Origin of the sequence: Paraburkholderia sp. FT54, assembly GCF_031585635.1 — a bacterium.
GTDB lineage: Bacteria > Pseudomonadota > Gammaproteobacteria > Burkholderiales > Burkholderiaceae > Paraburkholderia.
On the sequence record NZ_CP134195.1, the window covers coordinates 1,381,848 to 1,394,740 of the forward strand.

At 63.0% G+C, this 12,893-nt stretch carries 10 protein-coding genes; 8 read left to right on the forward strand and 2 right to left on the reverse strand.

The features are described from left to right. Positions 1-13 precede the first annotated feature (13 nt). Positions 14-763: a TetR/AcrR family transcriptional regulator gene (locus RI103_RS06600; protein ID WP_310814574.1), complete on the reverse strand. Its 750-nt coding sequence runs from the start codon at positions 761-763 to the stop codon at positions 14-16. Between the two features lie 302 nt (positions 764-1,065). On the opposite strand from RI103_RS06600, the gene RI103_RS06605 reads away from it, so the two are divergent. The 8 genes from RI103_RS06605 to RI103_RS06640 all read left to right on the forward strand — a co-directional run bounded on the left by RI103_RS06605 (position 1,066) and on the right by RI103_RS06640 (position 11,015). Next, entirely contained in the window at positions 1,066-2,346 is a 1,281-nt protein-coding gene (locus tag RI103_RS06605; RefSeq protein WP_310814576.1) for a Zn-dependent hydrolase, read from the forward strand. Between the two features lie 135 nt (positions 2,347-2,481). Beyond that, on the forward strand, positions 2,482-3,831 hold the full coding sequence (locus RI103_RS06610) for an NAD(P)-dependent oxidoreductase (protein WP_310814577.1): 1,350 nt from the start codon (positions 2,482-2,484) through the stop codon (positions 3,829-3,831). Between the two features lie 68 nt (positions 3,832-3,899). After that, positions 3,900-5,234, forward strand: coding sequence for an NAD-dependent dihydropyrimidine dehydrogenase subunit PreA (gene preA / locus RI103_RS06615; RefSeq protein WP_310814578.1), 1,335 nt, complete (start codon positions 3,900-3,902; stop codon positions 5,232-5,234). A 124-nt stretch (positions 5,235-5,358) separates the two neighbouring features. Further along, positions 5,359-6,870, forward strand: coding sequence for an NCS1 family nucleobase:cation symporter-1 (locus tag RI103_RS06620; protein ID WP_310814579.1), 1,512 nt, complete (start codon positions 5,359-5,361; stop codon positions 6,868-6,870). A gap of 66 nt (positions 6,871-6,936) precedes the next feature. After that, entirely contained in the window at positions 6,937-8,388 is a 1,452-nt protein-coding gene (gene hydA / locus RI103_RS06625) for a dihydropyrimidinase (protein WP_310814580.1), read from the forward strand. 356 nt (positions 8,389-8,744) lie between these two features. Continuing rightward, positions 8,745-9,527, forward strand: a complete 783-nt coding sequence (locus tag RI103_RS06630) for an amino acid ABC transporter substrate-binding protein (protein WP_310814581.1) — start codon at positions 8,745-8,747, stop codon at positions 9,525-9,527. A 22-nt stretch (positions 9,528-9,549) separates the two neighbouring features. Continuing rightward, positions 9,550-10,227 (forward strand): amino acid ABC transporter permease, encoded by a 678-nt coding sequence (locus RI103_RS06635; protein ID WP_310814582.1) that lies wholly within the window; start codon positions 9,550-9,552, stop codon positions 10,225-10,227. After that, a complete protein-coding gene (locus tag RI103_RS06640; RefSeq protein WP_310814583.1) occupies positions 10,227-11,015 on the forward strand; it encodes an amino acid ABC transporter ATP-binding protein in 789 nt (262 codons plus the stop codon). Before RI103_RS06635 ends, RI103_RS06640 begins: the two co-directional genes overlap by 1 nt. A gap of 154 nt (positions 11,016-11,169) precedes the next feature. On the opposite strand, the gene leuA is transcribed toward RI103_RS06640, so the two are convergent. Continuing rightward, complete coding sequence (leuA, locus tag RI103_RS06645; RefSeq protein ID WP_310814584.1) at positions 11,170-12,888, reverse strand: 2-isopropylmalate synthase; 1,719 nt, start codon at positions 12,886-12,888, stop codon at positions 11,170-11,172. Positions 12,889-12,893 lie beyond the last annotated feature (5 nt).

Consider the following 12,893-nt stretch of genomic DNA (forward strand, 5'->3'; position numbering starts at 1 on the left):
CAGAGGTATCGACTTATGCGTTGGACTGGGACAAGTCCGCCTTCCCCGGCGACACCGCCCCACACGCCCGAATCACCAACTGCACCACTTCCTCCGTCGTCGCATCGAATGCCTTTTGCGTCAGCGCGCGCTTGCCTTTAAGTGCGCGAATCTGCGCATCAAAGTCGGCATAGTGCTGCGTCGTCGCCCAGATCATATACATCAGCGTCTGCGCGTTCACCGGCGCGAGCAGCCCGCGCGCGATCCAGTCGTCGATCACCTTGACGCGGCTATCGAGCCACGGCTTCACGCGCTCCGTGAGAATGTCCTCCATGTGCTCCGCGCCGTGAATGATCTCGCTCGCCCACACCTTCGAACCGAGCGGACGGCGACGCGACAATTCCATTTTCGCGCGCACATATCCACCAATCGCTTCAACCGGGTCGTCGCTGCATTCGAACGTATCCGCCGCACGATGCCAGTCTTCGAACAGGTCTTCCAGCACGCGCCGGTAGAGCGCGAGCTTTGTCGGGAAGTAGTAATGCACGTTGGCTTTCGGTAAGCCCGCGCGTTCCGCGATCATCGCGGTGCTGGTGCCGTCGAGTCCGCGCTCGGCGAAAACCGCCTCGGCGCACGCCAGAAGATGGGCTTCATTCGACTCGCGAATGTGCGCCTTGCGCCGCCGCAAAGGTGTGCGTGTTTCCTCGTTTTCCGTGATGTCGGCTGCCACGTCGTCGTCTCTCATGTTCGCCTTCGGCGGCATGGGCGCCGCGTCGCGCTTCATTCTAGTCGTTTGGCGCGTTGCCCACACGCGCATTCGTCTCACGCGCCGAAGGCATGCTGCGCTGCAATGGCACGCTTCTCGCTATGTTTCTCACCGCACGAAAGGTGTTGATTTGGCGAGCTTAATCGTCTACAACCTGTCCAACTGGACAGGATTGGAAGGGCGGCCGATGCCCCAGGGTTTGCCCTCTGTATAAGAGGCGATCGAAGGCGTCGAGTGTGCACCGCCCCCGTGCGGGCATGCCCCAAAATCCGCCGCCGATGCACCAGTTTCATGTCGGTTCACCGAAAGGAGCGAGACGAATGAACGCGGTATCCGAAGCGCTGAAGCACGCTGAACCCACCACGTCGATCAAGGTCGACGGCAAGCGGCTGTGGGACAGCCTGATGACGATGGCGAAGATCGGCGCGACGCCCAAAGGCGGCGTCTGCCGCCTGGCGCTCACCGACCTCGACAAGCAAGGACGCGACCTGATCGTCAGTTGGGCGAAGGAAGCCGGCTGCACGGTCAGTGTCGACCAGATGGGCAATGTGTTCATGCGCCGCGCCGGGCGCAATCCCGACGCGCTGCCGGTCATGACCGGTTCGCACGCCGACTCGCAGCCAACTGGCGGCCGCTTCGACGGCATCTACGGCGTGCTGGGCGGCCTCGAAGTGATTCGGAGTCTGAACGATCACGGTATCGAGACGGAGCATCCGGTCGAAGTGGTGATCTGGACCAACGAGGAAGGCTCGCGCTTCGCGCCCGCGATGGTGGCATCGGGCGTGTTCGCCGGCGTCTTCACGCTCGACTACGGCCTTTCGCGCAAGGACGTGGACGGCAAGACCATCGGCGAGGAACTCAAACGCATCGGCTATGCGGGCGATGTTCCATGCGGCGGGCGGCCGCTGCACGCGGCGTTCGAACTGCACATCGAACAGGGGCCGATTCTCGAGGCGGAACAGAAAACCATTGGCGTGGTGACCGACGCGCAAGGTCAGCGCTGGTACGAAATCACGCTGACAGGGCAGGAGGCGCACGCGGGCCCGACGCCCATGCCGCGCCGTCGCGACGCCTTGCTCGGCGCCGCGCGCGTGGTCGATCTGGTCAACCGCATCGGTCTGGACAACGCGCCGTTCGGCTGTGCGACGGTCGGCATGATGCAGGTCTATCCGAACTCACGCAACGTGATTCCGGGCCGCGTGTTCTTCACCGTCGATTTCCGTCATCCGGACGATGCAGTGCTCGCCAGGATGGATGCCGTTTTGCGTCAAGGCGTGGCGGATATCGCAAACGGCATCGGTCTGGAAACCGAACTCGAGCAGATCTTTTATTACGCGCCCGTCGCTTTCGACGAAGCGTGCGTGAAGTCCGTGCGCGCGGCCGCTGAACGCTTCGGTTATCCGCATCGCAACATGGTGTCGGGGGCGGGACACGATGCGTGCTATCTGTCGCAAGTCGCGCCGACCTCGATGGTGTTCGTGCCATGCGTGGACGGCATCAGTCACAACGAGATCGAGGACGCCACCTTCGAATGGATCGAAGCCGGCGCCAATGTGTTGCTGCACGCCATGCTGGAACGTGCGTGCGAGCCGGTTTCATAACGCTTTAGCGGTTGCGGTCCTAATCAACCCGTTTGACCCGCTTTACCGTAGTGCCCATAAAACATGCCGTCCCGGCTCCGCTCGAAGCGCGGCCGGCAGGAACGGCTACGTCCTCACATCGAAGAAGGAACGAGTATGGCCATCAAGCAAACCGGCGACATTGCCGCGCGGCGGCTGTCGCCCGAGCAGCTCTCGTGCGAGTTCTCCGACATCGCGCCCTTGCTCGACGCAAGCGCCGCGGCCGCGGCGGCGAGCCGCTGCCACTACTGTTACGACGCGCCGTGCGTGAACGCGTGCCCGACGCAGATCGACATTCCCAGCTTCATCCGCAAGATCAGCAACGGCAATCTGAAGGGCGCGGCCGTGGATATTCTGTCGGCCAACCCGATGGGCGGCATGTGCTCGCGCGTCTGCCCAACGGAGATTCTTTGCGAAGGCGCTTGCGTGCGTAACCATCAGGATGCAAAACCGGTGGCGATCGGCGCGCTGCAACGTCATGCCACGGATTGGGCCATGGCGCGCGGCGAAGTGCTCTTCAAGCGCGCGGCTGAAACCGGACGGCATGTCGCGGTGGTCGGCGCCGGTCCGGCCGGACTCGCCTGTGCGCACCGCCTTGCTTTGGCTGGCCACAACGTGACGATCTACGACGCTCGCGAAAAGGCCGGCGGTCTGAACGAATACGGCATTGCCGCTTATAAAACCGTCGACGATTTTGCGCAGCGTGAAGTGGAGTGGCTGTGTTCCGTCGGCGGCATCGAGATCAAACACGGCGTCGCGCTCGGTCGCGATGTCGATCTCGACACGCTGCGCAAGCAGCACGACGCCGTGTTTCTCGCGATCGGCCTCACGGGCGTGCGGGCGCTTGCCATGGAAGGCGAAGACCTCGGCGGCGTGATGAACGCGGTGGACTTCATCGAACAGGTGCGCAGCGCGAGCGACCTCGGCACGGTGCCGGTGGGCCGCCGCGTGGTCGTGATCGGCGGCGGCAATACGGCGGTGGATGCGGCCGTGCAAAGCCGCAAGCTCGGCGCGACGTCGGTGACGATGGTGTACCGGCGCGGCGTCGAAGCGATGAGCGCCACCTGGGCCGAACGCGACTTCGCGCAGACCAGCGGCGTCACGCTCGTCACGCATGCCGCGCCGATGTGTCTGATCGGCGACGGCGGCGTGGTGACAGGTGTCGAATTCGCGCGCACGTCGAGAGATGGTGGAGAAGAGCGCTTCGTGGTCGAAGCCGACATGGTGCTCAAGGCGATCGGTCAAACGCTTGTGCCGGTCGGCATCGAGCGTGAGTTGCTGACGTTGGACGGCAGCCGTATCGCGGTCGATGCGAATGGGCAGACCTCGCTGGCGGACGTGTGGGCCGGCGGCGATTGCGCGGCAACCGGCGGTATCGACCTCACGGTGCAGGCGGTGCAGGACGGCAAGGTCGCCGCTGCCGCGATCGATGCGCAGTTCGCTCGTACAGCGGTGAAAGCCGCCTGAAGCGAATCGAGCCAAGCCAAACGAAGCGTCATACCAGACAAAAAACAGCAGTCCCCAAGGAGCCGAACATGGCCGATCTGCGCTGTACGATTGCCGGCATCACTTCGCCGAATCCTTTCTGGCTCGCGTCCGCGCCGCCGACCGACAAAGCCTATAACGTGAACCGCGCGTTTGAAGCGGGCTGGGGCGGCGTGGTGTGGAAGACGCTTGGCCTCGACCCGCATGTGGTGAACGTCAGCTCGCGCTACGGCGCGGTGCAATGGAACGGTCAGCGTATCGCGGGGCTGAACAACATCGAACTGATCACCGACCGTCCGCTCGACGTCAACCTGAAGGAAATCGCGCAAGTCAAACGCGACTGGCCGGACCGCGCGATGATCGTCTCGCTGATGGTGCCGTGCAACGAACGCGACTGGAAGTGGATTCTGCCGCTCGTTGAAGACACCGGCGCGGATGCGGTCGAACTGAATTTCGGCTGTCCGCATGGCATGAGCGAGCGCGGCATGGGCGCAGCCGTCGGCCAGGTGCCCGAATATGTCGAGATGGTCACGCGCTGGGTCAAGGAAGGCACCAGGCTGCCGTGCCTCGTCAAACTCACGCCGAACATCAGCGACATTCGCCTCGGTTCGCGCGCGGCCTATAAGGGTGGCGCGGACGGTGTGTCGCTGATCAACACGATCAACTCGATCGTGGCCGTCGATCTCGACGCGATGTCGCCGCTGCCCATGGTCGATGGCAAGGGCACGCATGGCGGCTACTGCGGCCCGGCCGTGAAGCCGATCGCGCTGAACATGGTCGCGGAAATCGCGCGCGACGTGGAAACGCCGAATCTGCCGATCTCCGGCATCGGCGGGATTTCCACATGGCGCGACGCCGCTGAATTCATGGTGCTCGGCGCGGGCAGCGTGCAGGTTTGCACTGCGGCAATGCACTACGGATTCCGTATCGTTTCCGACCTGGCGGACGGTCTGTCCAACTGGATGGACGAAAAAGGCTACGCGACGCTCGACGACATTCGCGGCCGCGCCGTCCCGAATGTCACCGACTGGAAGTACCTGAACCTCAAATACGACATCAAGGCGCGCATCGATCAGGACAAGTGCATTCAGTGCGGCCTGTGCCATATTGCCTGCGAAGACACGGCTCACCAGGCGATCATGAAAGAAAAAGATGGCGTCCGGCATTTTGAAGTGATGGACTCCGAATGTGTCGGCTGCAATCTGTGCATGCATGTGTGTCCGGTCGAGCAGTGCATCACGATGGAGCGTGTGGACAGCGGCGAGTACGCGAACTGGACCACGCATCCGAACAACCCGGCGCGAGTGGGCGCGGAACAGAGCGCAACGGCGGACGCGGCCGCAACTGCGGAACACGCTCATGCGCACGCGGCAAAAGCCGCCTGAAACAGGACGTGGTGGAAGCAAACTGAAACAGATGCAGCGCTAGTACTGAAACTGTCATTTCCCCAAAGGCCCGACGCACCGACAGAAGCCGCGCGGGCCTCAACGATCGAGTGGAGATCTTTAGATGAAGCAGACAGCGCAACCCGCCGACCCGCAGTTCGCGGCCGGCGCGCAGGGCAGCAGTCTTTACAACGACGACCTTGCCCCCACCGGCGTCGCGCAGCGCACCTGGAAGTGGTATCACTTCGCCGCGCTGTGGGTTGGGATGGTGATGAACATCGCGTCCTACATGCTCGCCGCCGGTTTGACGGAAGAGGGCATGTCGCCATGGCAAGCCGTGATCACCGTGCTGCTCGGCAACCTGATCGTGCTGGTGCCGATGCTGCTGATCGGTCACGCGGGCGCGAAGCACGGCATTCCGTACGCGGTGCTGGTGCGCTCCTCATTCGGCACGCAGGGCGCCAAATTGCCGGCGATGCTGCGCGCCATTGTCGCCTGCGGCTGGTACGGCATTCAGACGTGGCTCGGCGGCAGCGCGATCTATACGCTGCTCAACATTCTCACCGGTAACGCGCTGCACGGCGCGGCATTGCCGTTTCTCGACATCTCGTTCGCGCAACTGGCTTGTTTTCTGGTGTTCTGGGCACTGCAGATCTACTTCATCGTGCATGGCACCGATTCGATCCGCTGGCTGGAAAGCTGGTCCGCGCCGATCAAGATCGTGATGTGCATTGCGCTGGTGTGGTGGGCGACGTCGAAAGCGGGCGGTCTCGGCTCGATGCTGTCGGCGCCGTCGCAATTCGTGCCGGGCGGCAAGAAAGAGGGCCTCTTCTGGGTCACGTTCTGGCCCGGCCTCACGGCCATGGTCGGCTTCTGGGCGACGCTCGCGCTGAATATCCCCGACTTCACGCGCTTTGCCAGAACGCAGCGCGATCAGATCATCGGCCAGTCAGTCGGCTTGCCGGTGCCGATGGCGCTGCTCTCGGTGATCTCGGTGGTCGTCACGTCGGCGACGGTGGTGATCTACGGCAAGGCGATCTGGGATCCGATCGACCTGACGAGCCGCATGACCGGCATCGGCGTGGGCGTCGCGCTGATCATCCTGACGCTCGACACCATGTGCTGCAATCTCGCGGCGAATCTCGTCGGCCCGGCTTACGATTTTTCGAGCCTGTGGCCCAAGGGCATTTCGTATCGCGTGGGCGGCATGATTACCGCGACCATCGCGATCGTGATGATGCCGTGGAAGATTCTCGCCACCACGCAGGGCTATATCTTCACGTGGCTGGTCGGTTACTCGGCGTTGCTCGGTCCGGTGGCGGGCATTCTGATGGTCGACTATTTCCTGATTCGCGGCACGCGGCTCGACACGCGTGAACTGTTCGACGAACACGGCGAATATAGCTACACCGGCGGCTGGAATATCGGCGCGGTGGTCGCGCTCGTGATCGGCGTGCTGCCGAATCTGCCGGGCTTTTTGCACACCGCGTTTCCGGCGTCGTTCCCGAACGTGCCGGCGATCTTCAATACGCTCTACACGTATGCGTGGTTTGTCGGACTCGCGTTGGCGTCGATCGTATACAGCGCGTGGATGAAACTCAGCAAGGGACCGAGTGCGCGCGTGGCGCGTGCATGAGACGAGCGCACGAGTAAGGACGAAGTACGTAGCACCGAAACCAGCAGTTCATAAGGAGGCGGCAACATGACGACCCTGATTCGCGGCGGCACGATTATCGACGCGGAGAACACGTATCGTGCGGATGTGTTGTGTGCGGACCCGCAGGACGGCGGCACGATCCTGCAGATCGGCGCGGACCTGGAGGCGCCGGCCGGCGCGACGGTCGTCGATGCGGGCGGGCAGTATGTGATGCCCGGCGGCATCGATCCGCACACGCATATGGAATTGCCGTTCATGGGCACCACGGCGAGCGACGATTTCTACACGGGCACGGCCGCAGGTTTGTCGGGCGGCACGACGAGCATCATCGACTTCGTGATTCCGAGCCCGAAGCAACCGCTGATGGACGCCTTCAAGGAATGGCGCGGCTGGGCCGAAAAAGCGTCGTCGGACTACGGCTTTCACGTCGCGGTGACGTGGTGGGACGATTCGGTCTATCGCGACATGGGCACGCTGGTACAGGAGCACGGCGTGTCGAGCTTCAAGCACTTTATGGCCTACAAGAACGCGATCATGGCCGACGACGAAGTGCTGGTGAACAGCTTTTCGCGTTCGCTCGAACTCGGCGCGCTGCCCACCGTGCATGCGGAAAACGGTGAGCTGGTGTTCCAGTTGCAGCGGCAGTTGCTGGCGAAAGGCTTTACGGGTCCGGAGGCGCATCCGTTGTCGCGTCCGCCGGAGGTGGAGGGCGAGGCCGCCAATCGCGCGATCCGTATCGCGCAGGTGCTGGGCGTGCCGGTGTATATCGTGCACGTATCCTCGAAAGACGCGGTCGACGCGATCGCACGCGCGCGCAGCGAAGGTCTGCGCGTGTTCGGCGAAGTGCTGCCGGGCCATCTGGTGATCGACGAAGCGGTGTATCGCGATCCCGACTGGACCCGCGCGGCGGCCCACGTGATGAGCCCGCCGTTCCGCTCGGCCGAGCATCGCGAGGCGTTGTGGCGCGGTTTGCAAGCGGGCCAGCTGCACACCACGGCAACCGACCACTGCGTGTTCTGCGCGTCGCAGAAGGCCATGGGCCGCGAGGACTTCACGAAGATTCCGAACGGCTGCGGCGGCGTGGAAGACCGCATGGCGGTGCTCTGGCATCACGGGGTGAACTCGGGGCGTCTCACGCCGAACGAGTTCGTGCGTATCACGTCGACGAATGCCGCGCAGATCTTCAACCTGTATCCGCGCAAAGGGGCGGTGCGAGTCGGCGCGGATGCCGACCTGGTGGTGTGGGACCCGAACGCGAGCAAGACGATTTCGGTGAAGACGCATCATCAGAAGGTCGACTTCAACGTGTTCGAAGGCATGACGGTGCAAGGCGTGGCGATGCACACACTCACGCGCGGCGCGCTCGCCTGGACCAATGGTGAGCTGCGGGCCGTGCGCGGCGCCGGCCGTTACCTGAAGCGCCCGCCGAACGGCGCCTACTTCGACGCGATTCGCGTTGCCAACAAGCGCAAGGAACCGCATCCGGTGGAGCGGTAAGCCACTTGCAATGCCACGGGCGGCGCCGGTTTCCAACGCGGCGCCGCCCGTTTTTTTTCCTGCCGCGCGTTCGCCGCGGCGAGACCTGTCGCGTTTTCCCCGATGGCGCGCAACATAGGTTCCGTGTTGCGATGCATGCCGCGTCTGTCTATCTGCTGTAGAGTTGAAATCCGCGTCATACCAGAGGCCGCGGCTGTTGGCTTAGCACGTAAGCGCATATCGATCGGAAACCTGATCCTTTGTAAAAACGCAGGCCGTTTGCTACAGTCCGCCCACTCTGCCGGGCGCAAACGCCGGCGGGGACTGTCCAACACAAGACTCAGCCACCGACGTGGCACATTTGACGGAGCCGCCTGATGAAATCGATTCGTTCCATTCTGCTGATCGCGTTGTTCCAGGCCGTGGCCGTGAGTTCCGCATTCGCCGCCGACGAACTCGCGCAGATCAAATCCGCCGGCGTATTCCGGATCGGCACCGAAGGCACCTATGCGCCGTTCACGTACCACGACGAGTCCGGCAAGCTGACCGGCTTCGACGTCGAAATCGGCACGGCGATCGCGCAGCGTCTTGGCGTCAAGCCGCAATTCGTCGAAGGCAAATGGGACGGTCTGATCGCCGGTCTCGACGTGAATCGCTACGACGCCGTGATCAACGAAGTGGCCGTGACCGACGCGCGCAAGGCCAAATACGATTTCTCCGACCCGTACATCACGTCGCACGCGGCGCTGATCGTGCAATCGAACAACACCACGATCAAGAACTTCGACGACCTGAAGGGCAAGAAGTCGGCCAATACGCTGACCAGCAACTTCGGCAAGATCGCGGCCGCGCACGGCGCGGAAGTGATTCCCGTGCAGGGCTTCAATGAATCGATCGATCTGCTGACCTCGGGCCGCGTCGATGCGACCGTCAACGACTCGCTGTCGTTCCTCGACTTCAAGAAGCACAAGCCGGATGCGAAGGTGAAGATCGCCGCGCTCGATACCTCGGCCGACAGCAGCGACAAATCCGCCGTGCTGATCCGCAAGGGCAGCCCGGAATTGCAGGCGGCGATCAACAAGGCGCTCGCCGACATGAAGAAAGACGGCACCTACGCGAAGATCTCGCAGAAGTATTTCGGCAAAGACGTGTCCCAGTAAACGCCTTCCGCGAGTCTGAATCATGCCGGCATGGTTGCATCTGATGGCGCAGTCGCTGTGGCCCCTGCTGTATGCGGGGCTGGTGTTTACCGTGCCGCTCACGCTGATCTCGTTCGCGATCGGACTCGCGCTCGCCTTCCTCGTCGCGCTGGTCCGGTTGTTCGGGCCGAAGTGGGCCGTGGCGATGGTGCGCTTCTACGTGTGGCTGTTTCGCGGCTCGCCGTTGCTCGTGCAACTGTTCGTGATCTTCTACGGCTTGCCGAACGTGGGCATCGTGCTCGATCCGTTGACGGCTGCGATCATCGGCTTTTCGCTGAATGTCGGCGCGTACAACTCCGAAGTGATACGCGGCGTGATCGAGTCGATTCCGAAAGGGCAGTGGGAGGCGGCATATTCGATGGGGATGACGCGCGAGCAGGCCTTGCGGCGCGCGATCCTGCCGCAAGCGGCGCGCGTCGCGTTGCCGCCGCTGTCCAATTCGTTTATCGCGCTGGTGAAGGACACCTCGCTTGCCGCGGTGCTCACTGTGCCTGAGGTGTTTCAGGCGGCGCAGCGGATCGCGTCGGTGACTTACGAGCCGTTGATTCTGTACACGGAGGCGGCGCTGGTCTATCTGGTCCTCAGTTCGGTATTGTCGTCGGCGCAAGTTAGGCTCGAGCGCAAGTTCGGCCGCCACGCACTTTTCCAGGCAGGCAACTGATGATCCGACTGGAAAAAATCGACAAGTACTTCGGCGAGCAGCAAGTGCTCAAGTCGGTCGATCTGCAACTCGCCTCGGGTAATGTCACCGCGTTGATCGGTCCGTCGGGCAGCGGCAAGAGCACGCTATTGCGTTGCGTGAATCTGCTCGAGATTCCCGAATCCGGTTCGCTCGAACTCGGCGATCAGCGGCTGGAATTCAGCCGCGACCACCGGCCCTCGCGCGAAACGGTGCTGACGATTCGCCGCCGCACGGGCATGGTGTTTCAGAATTTCCAGCTCTTCCCGCATCTCACTGTGCGGCAGAACGTGATGGAAGGCTTGCTGACCGTGCTGAAGTGGGACAAGGACAAGGCGCGGGCTCGCGCGGACGAATTGCTGGAGAAGGTCGGCATCGCGCAAAAGGCGGATGCATGGCCGTCGACGCTGTCCGGCGGTCAACAACAGCGTGTGGCGATTGCGCGGGCCTTGGCGCCGTCGCCGGAAGTGCTGTTGTGCGACGAGCCGACCTCCGCGCTCGATCCCGGTCTCGCCGCGGAAGTGGTGGAGGTGCTCAAGCAACTCGCCACCGAAGGCATGACCATGCTGATGGCCACGCACGACTTGCGGCTCGCCGCGACGATCGCGCGTGACGTGGTGTTTCTGAACAATGGCGTAGTGGTGGAAGCCGGGCCGTCGCGCGAGATCTTCATGCAGCCGCGCGCACCGGAAACCGAGCGTTTCGTGTCGACGTTGACGCACAGTCTGCCGGATGAGTGGACCGAATCGGGCGGAGCGGCAAGACAATAGGGCAGCGCGACAGCAGCGCGGGACGGGCGGGATCGAGCGACGCGGAGCGGCAAACGCAATCACGCGCCCATCCAGTGATACAACGGCAAAGGGGGCGTCGAAACGCCCCCTTCGCACAACGCGGCTACGAATCCGCAGCTACGCTCATCGGCTCTTAAACGCCCACGCTCTCCGTAGCGTCGTTCATGGCGGCGTCGAAGAAGCGCTCCTTCGCCTGCGCATTCACGCGAGCGTAGGCGCGATTCACGCCGCTGATCACCGCGCGAATCGACGCCGTCACCAGATTGGCGTCGATGCCGACGCCGAACGCGCTGCCGGTCACATCGGCGCCGGCCATTTCGGCCACCGCCACCGCGCGGGCATCCGCTCCTTGCGTCAACGCGCGTTCTTCATAGTGCTGAATCCGCACCGGCACGCCGATCGCGTGCATCAACGCGTCGAGCGGACCATTGCCTTCGCCGGTCAACACGCGCCGCGTGCCATGGATGTCGACCGTGAGTTTGATGTGCTCGCGTCCTTCGCGCTCGGACAGGCTGTGGCCCACGTAATGAATCGGCGCTGTGTTCTGCACATATTCCTGCTGGAACAATTCCCAGATCTGCGCGGACGTGACTTCCTGGCCGCTGTCGTCGGTGAAGCGCTGCACGGCCGAGCTGAAGTCCACTTGCAGGCGGCGCGGCAACACGACGCCGTATCCCTGTTCGAGCAGATACGCGATGCCGCCTTTGCCGGACTGGCTGTTCACGCGAATCACCGAATCATAGGTGCGGCCGAGATCGGCCGGATCGATCGGCATGTAGGGCACTTCCCAGACCGCGTCCGGCTTCTGCGCCGCGAAGCCCTTCTTGATCGCGTCCTGATGCGAGCCCGAGAAGGCTGTGAACACCAGATCGCCGACATACGGATGACGCGGATGGATCGGCAACTGCGTGCATTCTTCCGCCGTGCGCGCGACTTCGTTGATGTTAGAGAAGTCGAGCCCCGGATCGACGCCTTGCGTGTAGAGGTTCAATGCGAGCGTGACGAGGTCCACGTTGCCGGTACGCTCGCCGTTGCCGAAGAGACACCCTTCGATGCGATCCGCGCCGGCCATCACGGCGAGTTCAGCGGCGGCAACGGCGGTGCCGCGATCGTTATGCGGATGCACGGAGATGATCAGCGATTCGCGGCGCGCGAGATTGCGGTGCATCCACTCGATCTGGTCCGCGTAGATGTTCGGCGTGGACATTTCGACGGTGGCGGGCAAGTTGACGATGGCCTTGTGTTCCGGCGTCGGTTCCCAGATGTCGAACACGGCGTCGCAGACTTCCTTGGCGAATTCGATTTCGGTGCCGCTGAACACTTCCGGGCTGTACTGGAACGTGAACTGCGTTTCCGGCATGGTCGCGGCGATCCGCTTCATCGTGCGGGCCGCGTTCTGCGCGAGTTCCTTCACGCCGCTCTTTTCCAGGTTGAAGACGATCTTGCGGAATTCAGGCGCGGTCGCGTTGTACAGGTGGACGATGGCGCGCGGCACGCCACGCAAGGATTCGAAGGTGCGTTCGATCAGGTCGTCGCGCGCTTGCGTCAAGACTTCGATCGTGACGTCGTCGGGAATATGGCCACCTTCGATCAACTCACGCACGAAATTGAAGTCGGTCTGCGAGGCGGACGGAAACGCGACTTCGATTTCCTTGAAGCCGATCTGCACCAGCGTCTTGAACATGCGCATCTTGCGCTGCGCGTCCATCGGCTCGAAGAGCGACTGATTGCCGTCGCGCAGGTCGGTGCTCATCCAGATCGGCGGGTGCGTGATGGTGCGCGACGGCCACTGGCGATCCGTCAAGTTGATGGGCTTGAACGAGCGGTATTTGGTAGCGGGGTTCTTCAACATTTTCA